Raw genomic sequence first — 15,541 nt, 5'->3', positions numbered from 1 at the left:
ATGCCAGCGGAATCAGGTCACGTTGCCGGGCTGCTCTACGACGGCATCCTTTCGCCCGGCGACTGGTACGCCGCCCTGGACGCCCTGAGGGGCGAACTGGGCGCATCTGTCTTTCACTTCTTCACGCTGGATCACGCATCTGGCGCCGTCCTTCAAAGCGTGGACAACCAGGCCAGCTGCGAAATGAACGAGCGCAAGCTGCGCGAGTACGAAGCCCATTTCATCGCCAGCGACATCCGCATGGGTATCTTGAACCACCTGCCGGTGGGCAGCGTCATGCTCGACCACGAGCACATCACCGCGCGAACGATGTCGCGCAACGCCTTCTATTGCGACTACCTGGGTACGTCCGGATTTCGGCATACGCTCGGGGCGCAGATCCGCAACAACGGCGCGACGAGCGATTTTCTGGGGTTTCTTCGCACTACGGACCGGCGAACCTACGGCGTGCAGGACAAGGCGCTCATGGACCGGCTGATGGGCGACCTGAGCCGCGCAACGCGGCTGCGCATGCAGGCCGGAGAGTTGAGTGCCCGTGCCGCCCTGGGCCTGGCCGCGCTGCAGACGCTGCCCCAAGCCGTGTTCGTGGTCGACGGCCAGCGCCGCATCCACCACGCCAATGCCGCTGGCGAGCGCTTGTTGTCGCAACCCGGCGCCCTATCGACGCGCCATGGCGTGCTTCGGTGCCCCGAGCCTGCAGAACAGGAACGACTCGCCGCACTGGTGCAGGCAGCCTGCACGTCGCCGCCGGCGGGGGGCGCCCTGCTCGTGGGTGGCGCGGTGCGCCACGTCGTCAGCGTGTTGCCTCTGCGAGGCAGCCACGCCTGCGCAAGCCTACGCCAGATGCCGATGGTGCTGGTGGCGGTCGCCGCGCCGGGTGACGCGCTTCACCTGAGCGCGGCCCAACTGGCCGACCTGCTGGGCCTGTCGCTCACCGAAGCGCGCCTCGTACGGATGTTGGCGACCGGCAAAACGGTCAAGGATTTCGCCACCCTGGAAGCGACGAGCTGGCACACCGCGCGCACGCATCTGAAGAACGCCCTGCGCAAGACCGGCTGCCACCGGCAAGCCGAATTGGTGCAACTGGTGCGGGCGCTCCTGACAGCGTAGGGGTGCGCGCCACGCGCACCTGCTTGCCGTCAGAACTACGAAATTGATAGCTGACCGCTCCCGCCCTGCCTTCCGTTTCTTCGATTTCTGGCTGCGCGCCTCGCCTGTCAAGCCTTCGGACACCTTTCGCAGCACGCAGCAGGCTCATCGCCACAACCGAATCGGGATTACCCCTGGGTGCATTCATCTACATATCGTTACTAAAATAAGACCAACAACATATAAGGGGGCACGATGCGCATACGCAGGGTGGGTGGTTCGGCCTGCGACGGCAGGCCACGGAGCCGCGCCGCACAACCGTCGCCCCGGGCCGCCCGGCCATGGCACCTGACCCCCACCGTGCGCTGCGCGGCTCGCGCCGGCTGAACCCCATGCCGCACAACGCTGAAACGATCGCCGGCCTGCTCTACGACGGGGTGATGGCTCCCGAGGCCTGGCATGCGGGCATGGACGCCATGTGCACACGCCTGCAGGCCGGAGATCTTTCATGGCTTCACGCTGGACGTCAGCGGCGCGCCCACGCCGGACAGCTTTGGCAACCTGGAACACTTCGGTCTGCGTGCCCAGCACATGGTCGAGTACGAAACCCAGCACGCCGGAAACGACCCGCGTCTGGCCGCCGTGATGCGCGTTGCCCCTTACGGGGTCATGCTGGACCATGAGCATTTCTCTGCGCAGGAGGCCTTGCGCAACCCCGTCTACGCGGACTGGTTGATGCCGCTCGGCCTCAAGCACACCGCAGGCGTGGTGGTGCGCGACGAAGGCAGCGCACGCGACGTTCTCAGCTTCATGCGCCCGCGCGATGCCCAGCCCTATTCGGCGGACGACAAGCGCGTCATTCAGCAGTTGATGCCCGACATCGCCCGCGCGGCCAGGCTGCGGGCGCGGGCGAACACCTTGTCGCGCACCGCCAGCCTGGGCCTGGCCGCGCTCGACACCTTGCGCCAGGCAGTCGCCGTCGTCGATGCGCAAGCTCGCATTCACCTCAGCAACGCCGCAGCGGAGCAGTTGTTCAACCAACTTGGTCCCCTGCTCGTGCGGCAGGGGCGCCTGCGGTGTGGCGATCGCCCGACGCAGGACCGGCTGGAGCACCTGATCCGGTGCACCTGCGCCTCGCCTCCGGTCGCGGGCGCCTTGACGGTGGCAGAAGGCGCGTGGCGGCGCGGCGTGAGCGTGCTGCCGCTGCAGGCCAGCCACGCATGGGCGAGCGGCCAGACGGTGCCCATGGCCCTGGTCGTGGTGGCCGTGCCCGGCACCGGCGTCAAGCTCGACGCGTCTCTGGTGAGCGACGTGCTCGGCCTGTCACCCGCGGAAGTGCGCCTGGTGCTCCTGCTGGCGGCCGGCAAGACGGTCAAGGATTTCGCCGCCCTGGAAGCCACGAGCTGGCACACCGCGCGCTCGCACCTGCGCAACGCGATGCGCAAGACCGGCTGCCACCGCCAGAGCGAACTCGTGCACCTGGTGCGGGCGCTTCAACCTGTGTAGACCCGCACCGGCAGCGCGATCGGGCCCCTATTCACTATCGACCTGATAGCTGGCCGCGCCTGCGGTAAGCCGCTTTCAGTCCGTTTTGGCTTGAAATTCGCCATTGCCGCGGCGGCGAGCTTTCACGCTCAGAAAGAGCCGAACATCGTCCCCAGCGCAATCACCACCGACAGCGCGATCAGCGGCACGACGATGGTCATGGCGGCGATGTTGCCGTAGGACTCGCGGTGCGTCAGCTTGCAGATCGACAGCAGCGTGATGATGGCGCCGCAGTGCGGCAGCGAATCGAACACGCCGGCCGACATGACGGCCACGCGGTGCAGCAGGTCGGGGCTGATGCCGGCGGCGTTGGCCATGCGCAGGTAGTCCGCGCCCAGCGTCTGCAGCGCGATCGACAAACCGCCCGAGGACGAGCCGGTGATGCCGGCCAGCACGTTCATGGCCACGGCTTCGCTGACCAGCGGGTTGCTGGACACGTTCAGCACCGCGTCGCGGATGATGGCAAAGCCGGCCAGGCTGGCGATGACGGCGCCGTAGCCCACTTCCGACGCGGTGTTGAAGATCGGCAGCATCGAGCCCAGCACACCCTTGTTGATGGTCTGCTGCAGGTTGGCCCAGCGGCCGATGCTGATCAGCAGCAGCACGATGCACGAGATCACCAGCGCGATGATCAGCGCCCACATGCCGGTCTGCTTGGTGGCGTCGAGGTTGGGAAAGCGCGTCTTCAGGAATTCCCAGTCCATGCCCGGGAACACGCCGTAGGTGAACAGGGCGTTGATGCCGATCACCAGCACCAGCGGCAGCAGCGCCAGCATCAGCGGCATGGTGCGGGCGGCGTCGCCGCTCATGTCGGCCTCGCCCACCTGGCCGCGCGGGCCGGTGTCGACGTCGTCGTGCTGGCCGTAGCCCTCGCCGCGCGCGCGCGCCGCCTTCTCGCGCGAACGCAGCCACAGGATGCCCAGCGCGAACATGATCGCGGCGCCGATCAGGCCCAGGCCCGGCGCGGCGAAGGTGTTGGTGCCGAAGTAGGGGATGGGAATGGCGTTCTGGATCGCCGGCGTGCCAGGCAGCGCCGTCATGGTGAAGGTGAACGAGCCGAGCGCGATGGCCGGCGCCACCAGGCGCTTGGGGATGTCTGCGTCGCGAAAGAGCGAACGCGCGATCGGGTAGATGGCAAACGCCACCACGAACAGCGACACGCCGCCGTACGTCAAGATGCCGCAGGCCAGCACCACCGTCAGGATGGCGTGCTTGCTGCCCAGGGTGCGTTCGATCCACTGGGCGATCGCCGTGGCGGCGCCGGAATCGGCCATCAGCTGGCCGAACAGCGCGCCCAGCAGGAAGATCGGGAAGAAGGCCAACATGTAGTTGCCCAGGGCGCGCATGAAGGTCTCGGTGTAGATGGGCAGCATCTGCGTCACATCACCGGACAGGATGACGGCCAGCGCGGCCATGATCGGCGCCAGCAGCAGCACCGTGTAGCCGCGGTACGCCAGGTACATCAGCAGCGCGAGGGAAAGGACAATGGCCAGGGTACTCAAACGACCTCCAAAAGTACTCGGGAAAGATGACAAGATGGCGGGGTGTCTTCACCGCCGCGGGCGCGCAGCACCCCAAGGTCCAGCCGCGGCCATGACGGCCGCGAAATCAAACGGAACTGGGCAGAGTTTAGTGAGCCGCCACTTCCATTTCTTTAAGCATCATCAAGCCCCTGGCTGACAACCGACTGATACCCCCTCATGCAACTGGTCCACACCCTCGCTGAACTGCGCCACGCCCTGCGCCACACCCAACGCCCGGCGTTCGTTGCCACCATGGGCAACCTGCACGCGGGGCACCTGGCGCTGCTGGAACAGGCCAAGGCGCGGGGCGACGTCACGGTCGCCAGCATCTTCGTCAACCGCCTGCAGTTCCTGCCGCACGAAGACTTCGACAGCTACCCGCGCACCCTCGACGACGACCGGGCCAAGCTCGAAGCGGCCGGCTGCGACGTGCTGTTCGCTCCGCGCGAGCGCGACCTCTACCCCGAACCCCAGACCTTCAAGGTGCAGGCCGACCCGGCCCTGGCCGACCTGCTGGAGGGCGAATTCCGCCCCGGCTTCTTCACCGGCGTGTGCACGGTGGTGATGAAGCTGTTTCAGGCCGTGTTCGCCGGCAAGGCCGAGGGCGTGGCCATGTTCGGCAAGAAGGACTACCAGCAGTGGATGGTGGTGCAGCGCATGGTCCGCCAGTTCGCCCTGCCGATCGACGTGGTCGGCATCGACACCTTGCGGGCCGCCGACGGCCTGGCCTTGTCGTCGCGCAACGGGTACCTGAGCGCCCCCGAGCGCGCCCAGGCCCTGCAACTGGCCCAGGCCTTGCGCCGCCTGGCCGACGACGCACTGGCCGCCGGCGGCCCCTTGCCGGAAAACCTGCCCGCACTGGAAGCCACGGCCGTGCAGGCGCTGGCCGCGCACGGCTGGCAGGCGGACTACCTCACCGTGCGCCGCCGTGCCGACCTGCTGACGCCCCAGGCGGGCGACGGTGCCGGCTCGCTGGTCGCCCTAGGCGCGGCGCGGCTGGGGCAGACGCGGTTGATCGACAACCTGGAGCTGTGAGCGACGCGCGGCCTGTGGCGGCCCGCTGGGCCGCGGTGACGCCTCCTGGCATTCCGATCGATTTTTGCTGCGATATTGATAGCTTGCCGCGCAGATCGTTGTAAGGCCTGAGCCCCAAAAACCTTTGAAATCGACAACCGTGCCCGGCGCTGGCACCGGTGCGCGAACGCCACCTTGGTTGAGCGGCGACGCGCCGCCCGGCGACACCCACTGTCGCTGCGCGCCGACGCACTTGCGACAAAAGTCCGCCTTGGGCCGGCTCGCCCGTCGCGCGCCGCACGGCGGCAGCACAATGCGCCGCGTTTCGCAACCACTTTCGCCTGAAAGGACAACACCATGGGTTTGCTCGATTCGGTTCTCGGTTCGGTACTGGCAGGTCAGAACAACGCACCCGGCGGTGGTCTGGGTGGCCTGGGCAATGTGCTGGGCAGCGTGCTCGGCGGTGGCCAGCAACAACAACCGGGCCAAAGCGGCGGCATCAACATGGGCCTGGTTGCCGCGCTGGCGCCGGTGCTGATGGGCATGCTGGCCAACAACAGCCAGCACGGCGGCCTGGGCGGCCTGCTGGACAAGTTCACGCAGGCCGGCGCCGGTAATGCGGCGCAGTCCTGGGTCGGCGCCGGCGCCAACCAGCCGGTCAGCCCGGACGTGGTGACGCAGGCCCTGGGCCCCAACGTGATCGGCGACATCGCCGCCAAGCTGGGCGTGGGCCAGGGTGAAGCCGCCGGCGGCATCGCCCAGGTGCTGCCCGAGCTGATCGACAAGCTGACCCCGCACGGCCAGGCCCCGCAGGCCGGCCTGGGCAGCGAAAGCGACATCATGGGCGCGCTCACGCGCATGCTGGGGCGCTGATCGGCCGCGTAAGCCGCTACCAAGACAAGAGCTGCCTGCGCACATCTGGCGTGCGCAGGCAGCTCTTTTTACTTGCAGACTCGGTTGGCCGTCAGTTGGCGGCGAAGCAGTAAAAGCGTCCGTCACCGCCGGTCGATTTCAGCGCCGCCATGTCGCAGGCCTTGCTGGGGTGCGAGTGGTTCCACGACTTCATCGGCGCCGATTCGTTCAGGCCGATGCGGTCGTGGTGGCCGACAATGGCCGAGCCGGTGGTGGCGCTGGTCCAGTTGCCGCAGGTGGCATCGGCCGATCCCGGCACGGTGCGGCCTTCGGCGGTGGAGCCGGTCAGGATGTCGTGCATGTTCACCGCATCGCCGCGGCCGGCGACCACGTCGCCTTTTTCCGTGATCGCGGTCTTCTTGTTCAGGTTGTTGCCGGGGCTGTGCAGGTTATCGACGCTGGTGGCAATCGCCTCGCCCTTGGCGTTCAGCCATGGGCCCTTGCCGATGCGGTCGCGCGCGTTCACCGCCTGAGGCCCTTGCGTGCTGAGGTAGGCGCGCCAGGCCTTGCCGCCCGCGCCCGCGTTGCTGGCCAACTTCTGGCAATACGCGTCGGCACCCGCCAGCCCGCCCAGGTTGCCGCCCTGACCGGGGTTGCTGCTAGTGACGAAATACGTCATCGGGTTGCCTGCCCCGCCGCCGGACGAGGACGCCGCGCAACCGGCCAGCAGGGTGGCTGCGGCGCAGGCGGTGAGGGCAAGCAGTCGCTGAAAGCGCATGAGGTGTCTCCTGTGAACGGGGCAGGTCCGCCACGCGGGTGAACCGCTGATCCCAGCACGAGTATGCGGCGCGCGCGGTCGCGGCGTCAATCGACACCCATCGACTGGTCAATTCAACTTCAACAAGACAGTACCTAAGCTGGCGGCCAGATGGCGCTGCGAGCCAGGCTGCTCATGCCGCCGGAGCCCCCAGTTGCAGTCGACTTGCCCCTTGCTGTCCGAGCGCAGCGCCACCGCCCTGCCCGCTTGGCTTCAGAGCAACTCGCCTTTCGGATCGCGCCCCATCAGCGCGGCGACGGCTTCGACGGGTTTAAGTTCGCCCGCCAGCAGGCCGACCACGCATTCGGTGATCGGCATGTCGATGCCCAGGTGCTGGGCGCGCTGCCACACGGTTTGCGCGCAGTACACGCCTTCGGCGACGTGGCCGAGCGATTGCACCGCCTGCTCCAGCGACAGGCCGTCCGCCAGCAACAGGCCGACCTTGCGGTTGCGGCTGAGGTCGCCCGTCGCCGTCAGCACCAAATCGCCCAGGCCCGATAGGCCGGTGAACGTCTCCGGCCGCGCGCCCAGGGCCACGCCGAGGCGTGCGGTTTCGGCCAGGCCGCGGGTGATGAGGGCGGCGCGGGCGTTCAGCCCCAGGTTCAGGCCGTCGGCCAGGCCGGTGGCGATGGCCAGCACGTTCTTGACGGCCCCGCCGACTTCCACGCCGACCAGGTCGTCGTTGCCATACACGCGCAGCGTGGGGCCGTGCAGCGCCTCGACCATGGCGTGGCGCACATCGGTGTCGCGGCTGGCGGCGACCAGCGCCGTGGGCTGGCCGCGCGCCACTTCCTGCGCGAAGCTGGGGCCGCTCAGGGCGCCCGAGCGCAGGTGCGGCGCGGCTTGGCGCTGCACTTCATGCGGCATCAGGCCAAAGGCGTGCGCGGCGCCGGTGTCGCGCACGGCTTCAAAGCCCTTGCACAACCAGGCGACGGGCACTTCGCTGCCGCGCAGCAATTCCAGGGTGGCGCGCAGGCCAGCCACCGGTGTGGCGACGATGACCAGGTCGGCCTGCGGCACGGCGTCCTGCAATCCCTGATCGGGCGCGCCGCCACGCAGTTGCAGCTCGCGCGGCAGCGGGATGCCCGGCAGGTAGCGCGCGTTCTCGCGCGCGCTGTCCATGGCTTCGGCCTGGGCGGCGTCGCGCGCCCACAGCACGACCTGGTGGCCGGCCGGGTTGCGCGCGGCGCTAACGGCCACTGCCGTGCCCCACGCGCCGGCGCCAATGACTATGATTTTCATAGCTGCCTGCGCAGATCAGCGTAGGGCCAGAGGCCGATTTGGCTTAAATTTATTGTGTCAGCTGGGCGGCGCCGCCTTCTTGCGCCGCGGCTTCCTGCTGCTGCTGGTACATGGCCTGGAAGTTGATTTCGGCCAGATGCACGGGCGGGAAACCGCCGCGCTGGATCAAATCGGCCACGTTGCCGCGCAGGTAGGGGTAGACGATCTGCGGGCAGGCCACGCCGATGATGCCGCCCATCTGGTCTTCGGGGATGTTGCGGATCTCGAAGATGCCGGCTTGCTGGCATTCGACCAGGAACACGGTCTTGTCCTGGATCTTGGTCTGCACGGTGGCGGTGACGGTGACTTCAAACACGCCTTCGGCCACGTTCTCGGCGTTCACGCCCAGGTTGATGTCGACCGCGGGCTGCTCCTGCTCGAGCAGGATGGCGGGGGAATTGGGTTGCTCCAGCGAAGCGCCTTTGAGGTAAACGCGCTGGATGTTGAAGACGGGATCCTGGTCAGCCATGGGTTTCTCGATTCAGGGAAAAGGGAGGGAAAAGCGGTTCGCCACTGCGGCCGGCGCCAATGGGCGCGGCCGTCGCGGGGCGATGGCGGGAGATTATGTCAGGCGGTGCCGGCCAGCAGCGGATCGAGCCCGCCTTGCTGATCCAGCTCAACCAGATCGTCATGGCCGCCCACGTGGGTGGCGCCGATGAAGATCTGCGGCACGGTGCGACGGCCGGTGATTTCCATCATCTTCACCCGCTGGTCGGGGTCAAGGTCGACGCGGATCTCTTCAATGTCGGTCACGCCCTTGCTGCGCAGCACCTGTTTAGCGCGGATGCAGTAAGGGCAGGTGCCGGTGGCGTACATCTTGACGGTTTGCATGGGCATCCTTTAATGGGGCTCGGCGGCGGTGCGCCGCTCAGGCCTTGGCCACCGGCAGGTCGGCTGCGCGCCAGCTTTTCAGGCCGCCGGCCAGGGATTCGGCCTTGTCGTAGCCCAGCTTGCGCGCGATCGCCACGGCGCGGCCCGAGCGCATGCCGGACGCGCACACCAGCACCACCGGCGTGGCCTTATTCTTGACGGCGCCCGGCAGCTTGGCCTCCAGCTCGCCCAGGGGAATGTTCTTCGCCCCGTTCACGTGGCCGGCCGCGTATTCGGCGGGCTCACACACATCAATCACCACCGCGCGCTCGCGGTTGATCAGTTGCACCGCCGCCGCCGGCGACAGGCCGGCGCCGCCGCCCCCCGTCAGCTTGGGCCACAGCAGCATGCTGCCGGAGGCCAGGGCCACCAGGATCAGCATCCAGTTCGCCAACAGAAAACTCACGTCACACGTCCTCTCAACAGATGGAATGGTCCTTCAAACGCGGCCGTGGCGGCCGCAGGACAGGGAAGGATTCTAAAATGGATGGTTTGCGTCCCGCCCAGGGGGTGCGAATGGCCTTTCCGGCAGCGGCTGCGCCGCCCCGCTCTTTCGCTCTTTAGTTCTGCCTTTCATGCACAAGCTTGTCCTGATCCGCCACGGTGAATCCACGTGGAACCTTGAAAACCGCTTCACCGGCTGGACCGACGTGGACCTGACGCCCACCGGCATCGCCCAAGCCGCCGCGGCCGGTCGCCTGCTGAAAGAAGGCGGCTACGAATTCGACGTCGCCTACACCAGCGTGCTGACCCGCGCCATCCGCACCCTGCACCTGGCCCTGGACGAAATGGACCGCCTGTGGCTGCCCGTGGTCAAGCACTGGCGCCTGAACGAGCGCCACTATGGCGCCCTGCAGGGCCTGAACAAGGCGGAAACCGCTAAGCAGTACGGCGACGAGCAGGTGCTGGTCTGGCGCCGCAGCTACGACACCCCGCCGCCGCCGCTGGAGCCCAACGACCCGCGCAGCGAACGCGGCGACCCGCGCTACGCGAAACTGACCCCGTCCGACGTGCCGCTGACCGAATGCCTGAAAGACACCGTGGCGCGCGTGATGCCGCTGTGGAACGAATCGATGGCGCCCGCCATCTTGGCCGGCAAACGCCTGGTCGTATCGGCGCACGGCAATTCCATCCGCGCGCTGGTAAAGTACCTAGACAACATCTCGGACGACGACATCGTCGGCCTGAACATCCCCAACGGCATCCCGCTGGTGTACGAGCTGGACGCCAGCCTGAAGCCGATCCGCCACTATTACCTGGGCGACGCCGCTGCCGCCGCCGCGGCGGCAGCGGCTGTGGCCAGCCAGGGCAAGGGCTGACGCGCCCCGAGCCTGACGGTCGCATCCCACGTTTACCCGAAGGAACTTCCGTCGCTGCGCACAACCGAAAGCTCTCCGCCCTGTATATTGGGCGTTCGGACCCCACGTAGTCTTCACCATGAGTCAAAAAACCAAAATTGCCGGTTGGATAGCTGTAGGCGCCCTGGCCGGCGCGTTGACCACCGTGTCGCTGCAAACCGTGGCGCGAGGCGCAGTGGCGCCCTTGCCTCTGGAAGAGTTGCAGCAGTTGGCGGCGGTGTTCGGCATGGTCAAGTCTGATTACGTCGAGCCGGTGGATGAGAAGAAGCTGATCACCGACGCCATCTCCGGCATGGTGTCCAGCCTCGATCCGCATTCGCAGTACTTCGACAAGAAAAGCTTCAAGGAATTCCGCGAAGGCACGACCGGTCGATTCGTCGGGGTAGGCATCGAGATTACGCAGGAAGACGGGCTGGTGCGCGTGGTCTCGCCCATTGAAGGCTCGCCCGCCGACCGCGCCGGCCTGAAGCCGGGCGATCTCATCACCCGTGTGGACGACACCCCGGTGAAGGGGCTGACGCTGAATGAAGCCGTCAAGCGCATGCGCGGCGAGCCTGGTACTTCGGTGCGCCTGACGATCCTGCGCCGCGACGAGAACCGCACCTTCCCGGTCAGCATCACGCGCGAAGAGATCCGCACGCAGTCGGTGAAGGTCAAGGTGGTGGAACCTGGCTACGTCTGGCTGCGCCTGTCGCAGTTCCAGGAGCGCACGGTGGACGACTTCGTCACCAAGCTGGAAGACGTCTACAAGCGCAACCCCAACGTGAAGGGCATCGTGCTGGACCTGCGCAACGACCCGGGCGGTTTGTTGGATGCGGCCGTGGCGGTATCGGCAGCGTTCCTGCCCGAAGGCGTGACCGTGGTGTCGACCAACGGCCAGATCGAGGAAAGCAAGGCGATCTACAAGGCGCGCCCCGACGATTACATGCGCCGCCGCGGCGCCGATCCGCTCAAGCGATTGCCGGCTGCCCTCAAGACCGTGCCGATGGTCGTGCTGGTGAACGAAGGCTCTGCCTCTGCCAGCGAAATCGTCGCCGGCGCGCTGCAGGACCATAAGCGTGCCGTCGTCATGGGTAGCCAGACGTTCGGCAAGGGCTCGGTGCAGACCGTGCGCCCGCTCGGCCCCGATACGGCGCTGAAGATCACCACCGCGCGCTACTACACGCCCAGCGGCAAGACGATCCAGGCCAAGGGCATCGTGCCCGACATCATGATCGACGACACCGCCGAGGGCAGCCCCTATGCCGTGCTCCGCATGCGCGAGGCAGATCTGGAAAAACACCTGGCAGGCAGCGAGCCGGACAAGAAGGATCCTGCGCTGGAGAAGGAACGCGAGGCTGCGCTGAAGCGGTTGGAAGAAGAGTCGCGCAAACCCGCGTCGGAGCGCCGCCTGCCCGAATACGGCAGCGACAAGGACTTCCAGTTGCAGCAGGCGCTGAACAAGCTCAAGGGCCAGCCGGTCAAGGCGAGCACGACGCTGGTCGAGCGCAAGGAACCGCCGAAAGAAGACGAGTAAGCCTTCGAAAGCCGGGTGGCCGAACGCGCCCGGCGGCCCGACGCCATGGACGACCAGCAACTGCTTCGCTACTCTCGGCATGTGCTGCTCGACGACCTCGGGGTCGAGGGCCAGCAACGCTTGCTGGGCTCACATGCGTTGATTCTGGGTGCTGGCGGCCTAGGCTCCCCGGTCGCGCTGTATCTCGCCAGTGCCGGTGTTGGGCGGATCACGCTGGTGGACGACGACACCGTCGACCTCACCAACCTGCAGCGTCAGATCATGCATACCCAAGCGCGCGTGGGGATGCTGAAAGTCGAATCCGCCCGCACGGCCATGGCGGCCATCAATCCGGAGATCACCGTTGACATCGTGCAGTATCGCGCCGACAGCGCCTTGCTGCAGGTCCTGGCAGCCGACGCCGATGTGGCGATCGACTGCAGCGACAACTTTGCCGCACGCCAGGCCCTTAACCTGGCTTGCGTGCGCACTGGGACACCGCTGGTGTCGGGCTCGGCGATCGGCTTCGATGGACAGCTGACCGTCTTCGACCCGACCCATCCAGCGTCGCCCTGTTACGCCTGCCTGTTTCCCCCGTCGCAGGCGGTGGAAGAGGTTCGTTGCGCGACGATGGGCGTTTTCGCGCCGCTGGTGGGCATTGTTGGCACACTTGAGGCCACCGAGGCGCTCAAATTGTTGAGCGGCATGGGCGCTTCGATGGTGGGGCGACTTCTCATGGTCGACACACGCCGCACCGAGTTCACTGAAGTTCGCATTGCTCGGCAGCCGGCATGCGAAGTGTGCGCAGCGCACCGGGGCGCGATGTAAGCAAATTCCTACAGTCAGGCTCCGCGCTTGCTGTCACGCCCGCCGGGGTATGGAAACTAAACTTCTCACCAAAGAACTCTCGTCGTGGGCATTGGCCAATCACGACACTCTTTGTGACTGAGCCCAATGCCTGGCAACCGATCTGTGCGAACCTACATTGTTGAAGACAACCCGACGATCCGCGAGAACCTTGTCGCAACACTCGAAGAACTCGGGGGTATCGCCCCAGTCGGTTTCGCTGAAACCGAAGAGCAAGGTAGTGGCTGGTTGACCAGCCATGATGGTCAGTGGGATCTGGCCATCGTGGATCTGTTTCTCAAGCAGGGCAGCGGGTTGGGCGTGCTACAAGCTTGCCGTGACCGCAAGGCCGAGCAGAAGGTCGTGGTGCTGACCAATTACGCAACCCCTGACATCCGCAGCCGGTGCAACCAGTTGGGCGTGGACGCCGTTTTCGACAAGTCGACCGACATCGATGCCTTGATCGATTTCTGTATCGAGCTTCAGGGCAAATCGCACTGACGCGCCAAGTGACTTCAGCTAAACGAAGACGCCGTGGGCGTCTTTTTTTTGCTTGTCATCGGCGGTATCTTTCCTTGCATCGCCGCCAAAACTTAGTCGATGAGATTGTTCTTCAGCGCGTAATAGGTCAGATCGCTGTTGGAGCTCAGTGCCATCTTCTCCATCAGTCGAGTTCGGTAAGTGCTGACCGTCTTCACGGACAGCGACAACGCTTCGGCAATGTCGCCCGCTGTCTGACCCTTGGCGAGTTTCAAGAACACCTGAAACTCGCGCTCCGACAGATGCTCATGCGGCAAGGCGTCGTTCTTGCGATTGAGTTGTTGCGCCAGCAACTCGGCAACGGTGGGCGTGATGTAGCGCTTGCCAAGCGCGATGGTGCGGATGGCCTCGACGATTTCGCCGGGGTCGCATTCCTTGTTCAAGTATCCGCTCGCGCCCTGACGAATCAGGTTCATGGCGTAATGTTCTTCCGGATACCCAGAAAGTATCAATATGCCCACGTCCGGGGCCTTGGCCCTGATCATGGCCAAGGCATCGATGCCGCTCTGGCCGGGCATGGACAAATCCATGACAAGCACATCCATCTCGGTCGTGCGCACCAGATCAATCGCCTCACGCCCGCTGGCGGCTTCGCCGACGACGCGCAAATCCACGTGCTCTGAAAAAAACTGCTTGAGCCCCGATCTAACAATGGCATGGTCATCCACAATGCCGACTCTGATCATCACGCCTCCGGAAATGGACTGTGTCGCGAACGCTGCGACGGTATTCGTTGTTCGGGTATCTTAGTCGCACCTGTCATGTCATTGAAAACACTTTTCAAGCGCCCTACGGGGTCGCCCTTCGCGCAACTTAGCCGCCGCATGCGGGTCGCCTTGGTGGTGGGCTTCTCCTGCGCGGGCGCCATGTTGCTGGTCAACGAGAGTGCCCACGTGCAGACGGCATCCGCATTGCAGTCCGTGCGCCTTGCCAACGAGACGTTGACCACGGTCAACACACTTCTGCGCGAACTCGCGCTCGCCGAGTCGGCGCAACGCGGCTACGTGCTCACTTCCGACAAGGCCTATCTCGGACCTTACCGGCGCTCCAAGCAGGAGGTCGAGTCGCTGGTGCGTCGACTCGATGCCGCGGTGGCGCTGGACAAAGGCGTGCGGCAGCAGGCAGCTGAGCTGACCAAGACGGTGTCGCAGAAGTTTGGCGAAATGGAATTGACCATTCGCCTGCATGAGCAGAACAAGCTGGATGCGGTCAATTTCGTGATCAGCACCAACGTGGGCCTTGAGGAGATGGAGCGCACGCGCGCCTTGGGCACCAGCTTGGTCGCCTCTGCGACGTCGCAGGTGGAGCGCAGCCGCCAGGAAGTCTTCCGGCTCCTGAACGTGACCCGATTTGGCCTGGCGGCCGGCATTCTGGCCGCGCTGTTCGCCTTCGTGCTCTACACGCAGCAGACACGCCAGATGCAGCGCAACGACGAGGAATACAACCGATCACTGGAGGCCGAGCGCGATGCACTGGAATCGCAGGTGCAGGAACGCACAGCCCGCCTGACAGAGTTGGCCACCCACCTCCAGCAGGCGGTGGAAGACGAACGTGCTCACCTGGCACGTGAACTGCACGACGAACTGGGGGCGCTGCTGACGGCGGCCAAACTGGATGTGGCGCGCCTCAAGTCGCGCCTGCCACCCGATGCGCCGGAATTGATCAACCGCCTCAAGCACCTGACTGAAACGCTGAATCAGGGCATTGCCCTCAAGCGCCGGATCATCGAAGACCTGCGGCCCTCATCCTTGTCCAACCTGGGCCTGGTGGCTTCGCTCGACATCCTGCTGCGCGAGTTCGGAGAACGCTCGCGCCTCGAGGTTGACAGCGCGTTGGAGCCTGTCGACCTCAACGAGGCGAGCGATCTCACGATCTACCGCATGGTGCAGGAATCGTTGACGAACATCGGAAAATACGCTCAAGCTTCTCGGGTGTCGGTCACACTCAAGAACTACGTCTACCACGTGGAAGTCTCTGTGTCTGACGACGGCACCGGTTTCGACCCGGCCATCGTGCCACAAGCATCGCATGGCCTGGTTGGCATGCGCCACCGTATTGAGGCCTGTGGCGGCCGGCTGGATGTGTCTTCAGCGCCGGGCCGCGGCACGCGGATTACTGCAACCATCCCGCGCCAGCAGCGCAAGCCACAGGAAGAACTGGCCAGCGCCATGGACGAGATGCACCTGTCATCCGATTCCTACACCGACGACAACCAAACGCGGACATCCACGCCCGCCTGAGGACGATGCGGCACGGCTGTTTTTCGGCTAACCTGCTTGACAGCGCTGGTGTGCGGCGCGGCTTTCATGGC

Annotated in this window: 16 protein-coding genes; 9 read left to right on the top strand and 7 right to left on the bottom strand. The window is 65.7% G+C overall.

All coding sequences use genetic code 11. From position 1 onward, the window contains the following. Together FVQ98_RS05625 and FVQ98_RS05620 are read left to right on the top strand one after the other, a co-directional pair. Positions 1–1,110 carry a helix-turn-helix transcriptional regulator gene (locus FVQ98_RS05625; RefSeq protein WP_147912443.1) on the top strand — a complete coding sequence of 370 codons (1,110 nt, stop codon included), beginning with the start codon at positions 1–3 and terminating at the stop codon, positions 1,108–1,110. A gap of 438 nt (positions 1,111–1,548) precedes the next feature. Beyond that, positions 1,549–2,595, top strand: coding sequence for a helix-turn-helix transcriptional regulator (locus tag FVQ98_RS05620; RefSeq protein ID WP_255507638.1), 1,047 nt, complete (start codon positions 1,549–1,551; stop codon positions 2,593–2,595). 128 nt (positions 2,596–2,723) lie between these two features. Here the strand turns inward: FVQ98_RS05620 and FVQ98_RS05615 are convergent, their stop codons facing one another. Continuing rightward, complete coding sequence (locus FVQ98_RS05615) at positions 2,724–4,136, bottom strand: GntP family permease (protein ID WP_147912442.1); 1,413 nt, start codon at positions 4,134–4,136, stop codon at positions 2,724–2,726. A gap of 198 nt (positions 4,137–4,334) precedes the next feature. Between FVQ98_RS05615 and panC the strand changes: the two genes are divergently transcribed. After that, positions 4,335–5,192: a pantoate--beta-alanine ligase gene (gene panC, locus FVQ98_RS05610; protein ID WP_147912441.1), complete on the top strand. Its 858-nt coding sequence runs from the start codon at positions 4,335–4,337 to the stop codon at positions 5,190–5,192. 336 nt (positions 5,193–5,528) lie between these two features. Then, positions 5,529–6,044: a YidB family protein gene (locus FVQ98_RS05605; RefSeq protein ID WP_147912440.1), complete on the top strand. Its 516-nt coding sequence runs from the start codon at positions 5,529–5,531 to the stop codon at positions 6,042–6,044. A 91-nt stretch (positions 6,045–6,135) separates the two neighbouring features. On the opposite strand, the gene FVQ98_RS05600 is transcribed toward FVQ98_RS05605, so the two are convergent. The 5 genes from FVQ98_RS05600 to FVQ98_RS05580 all read right to left on the bottom strand — a co-directional run bounded on the left by FVQ98_RS05600 (position 6,136) and on the right by FVQ98_RS05580 (position 9,373). After that, a complete protein-coding gene (locus tag FVQ98_RS05600; RefSeq protein WP_147912439.1) occupies positions 6,136–6,801 on the bottom strand; it encodes a hypothetical protein in 666 nt (221 codons plus the stop codon). 252 nt (positions 6,802–7,053) lie between these two features. Beyond that, on the bottom strand, positions 7,054–8,082 hold the full coding sequence (locus tag FVQ98_RS05595) for an NAD(P)H-dependent glycerol-3-phosphate dehydrogenase (protein ID WP_147912438.1): 1,029 nt from the start codon (positions 8,080–8,082) through the stop codon (positions 7,054–7,056). A gap of 49 nt (positions 8,083–8,131) precedes the next feature. Beyond that, positions 8,132–8,590, bottom strand: coding sequence for a protein-export chaperone SecB (gene secB / locus FVQ98_RS05590; protein ID WP_147912437.1), 459 nt, complete (start codon positions 8,588–8,590; stop codon positions 8,132–8,134). 98 nt (positions 8,591–8,688) lie between these two features. Beyond that, positions 8,689–8,952, bottom strand: a complete 264-nt coding sequence (gene grxC / locus FVQ98_RS05585) for a glutaredoxin 3 (protein WP_147912436.1) — start codon at positions 8,950–8,952, stop codon at positions 8,689–8,691. Between the two features lie 37 nt (positions 8,953–8,989). Continuing rightward, positions 8,990–9,373, bottom strand: a complete 384-nt coding sequence (locus FVQ98_RS05580; RefSeq protein ID WP_370512928.1) for a rhodanese-like domain-containing protein — start codon at positions 9,371–9,373, stop codon at positions 8,990–8,992. A gap of 193 nt (positions 9,374–9,566) precedes the next feature. Between FVQ98_RS05580 and gpmA the strand changes: the two genes are divergently transcribed. From gpmA to FVQ98_RS05560, 4 genes are all read left to right on the top strand, one after another. Further along, positions 9,567–10,310, top strand: a complete 744-nt coding sequence (gene gpmA / locus FVQ98_RS05575; RefSeq protein ID WP_147912434.1) for a 2,3-diphosphoglycerate-dependent phosphoglycerate mutase — start codon at positions 9,567–9,569, stop codon at positions 10,308–10,310. Between the two features lie 118 nt (positions 10,311–10,428). Further along, complete coding sequence (locus FVQ98_RS05570; protein WP_147912433.1) at positions 10,429–11,865, top strand: S41 family peptidase; 1,437 nt, start codon at positions 10,429–10,431, stop codon at positions 11,863–11,865. Positions 11,866–11,910: 45 nt separating this feature from the next. Further along, a complete protein-coding gene (locus FVQ98_RS05565; protein ID WP_147912432.1) occupies positions 11,911–12,672 on the top strand; it encodes a HesA/MoeB/ThiF family protein in 762 nt (253 codons plus the stop codon). A 126-nt stretch (positions 12,673–12,798) separates the two neighbouring features. After that, a complete protein-coding gene (locus FVQ98_RS05560) occupies positions 12,799–13,191 on the top strand; it encodes a response regulator (RefSeq protein ID WP_147912431.1) in 393 nt (130 codons plus the stop codon). 92 nt (positions 13,192–13,283) lie between these two features. Here FVQ98_RS05560 and FVQ98_RS05555 read toward each other — a convergent pair whose 3' ends face one another. Next, positions 13,284–13,916: a response regulator gene (locus FVQ98_RS05555; protein ID WP_147912430.1), complete on the bottom strand. Its 633-nt coding sequence runs from the start codon at positions 13,914–13,916 to the stop codon at positions 13,284–13,286. Between FVQ98_RS05555 and FVQ98_RS05550 the strand changes: the two genes are divergently transcribed. Further along, positions 13,887–15,470, top strand: coding sequence for a CHASE3 domain-containing protein (locus FVQ98_RS05550; protein ID WP_255507637.1), 1,584 nt, complete (start codon positions 13,887–13,889; stop codon positions 15,468–15,470). The two genes, FVQ98_RS05555 and FVQ98_RS05550, sit on opposite strands and share 30 nt — an antisense overlap. Positions 15,471–15,541 lie beyond the last annotated feature (71 nt).

The sequence above is a fragment of the Ottowia flava genome (genome assembly GCF_008017535.1).
Classification (GTDB): domain Bacteria; phylum Pseudomonadota; class Gammaproteobacteria; order Burkholderiales; family Burkholderiaceae_C; genus Ottowia; species Ottowia flava.
Note: the sequence above shows the minus strand (reverse complement) of the source record. Positions and strands in the feature narration are given on the sequence as shown.

Bases quoted from the DNA above. Each gene is read 5' to 3' on its own strand.
- FVQ98_RS05565 (WP_147912432.1), top strand. From the start codon at position 11,911: ATGGACGACCAGCAACTGCTTCGCTACTCTCGGCATGTGCTGCTCGAC.
- FVQ98_RS05595 (WP_147912438.1), bottom strand. From the start codon at position 8,082: ATGAAAATCATAGTCATTGGCGCCGGCGCGTGGGGCACGGCAGTGGCC.
- FVQ98_RS05625 (WP_147912443.1), top strand. From the start codon at position 1: ATGCCAGCGGAATCAGGTCACGTTGCCGGGCTGCTCTACGACGGCATC.
- gpmA (WP_147912434.1), top strand. From the start codon at position 9,567: ATGCACAAGCTTGTCCTGATCCGCCACGGTGAATCCACGTGGAACCTT.
- FVQ98_RS05600 (WP_147912439.1), bottom strand. From the start codon at position 6,801: ATGCGCTTTCAGCGACTGCTTGCCCTCACCGCCTGCGCCGCAGCCACC.
- FVQ98_RS05570 (WP_147912433.1), top strand. From the start codon at position 10,429: ATGAGTCAAAAAACCAAAATTGCCGGTTGGATAGCTGTAGGCGCCCTG.
- panC (WP_147912441.1), top strand. From the start codon at position 4,335: ATGCAACTGGTCCACACCCTCGCTGAACTGCGCCACGCCCTGCGCCAC.
- FVQ98_RS05550 (WP_255507637.1), top strand. From the start codon at position 13,887: ATGGTCATCCACAATGCCGACTCTGATCATCACGCCTCCGGAAATGGA.
- FVQ98_RS05605 (WP_147912440.1), top strand. From the start codon at position 5,529: ATGGGTTTGCTCGATTCGGTTCTCGGTTCGGTACTGGCAGGTCAGAAC.
- secB (WP_147912437.1), bottom strand. From the start codon at position 8,590: ATGGCTGACCAGGATCCCGTCTTCAACATCCAGCGCGTTTACCTCAAA.
- grxC (WP_147912436.1), bottom strand. From the start codon at position 8,952: ATGCAAACCGTCAAGATGTACGCCACCGGCACCTGCCCTTACTGCATC.
- FVQ98_RS05620 (WP_255507638.1), top strand. From the start codon at position 1,549: ATGCGGGCATGGACGCCATGTGCACACGCCTGCAGGCCGGAGATCTTT.
- FVQ98_RS05580 (WP_370512928.1), bottom strand. From the start codon at position 9,373: ATGCTGATCCTGGTGGCCCTGGCCTCCGGCAGCATGCTGCTGTGGCCC.
- FVQ98_RS05560 (WP_147912431.1), top strand. From the start codon at position 12,799: ATGCCTGGCAACCGATCTGTGCGAACCTACATTGTTGAAGACAACCCG.
- FVQ98_RS05555 (WP_147912430.1), bottom strand. From the start codon at position 13,916: ATGATCAGAGTCGGCATTGTGGATGACCATGCCATTGTTAGATCGGGG.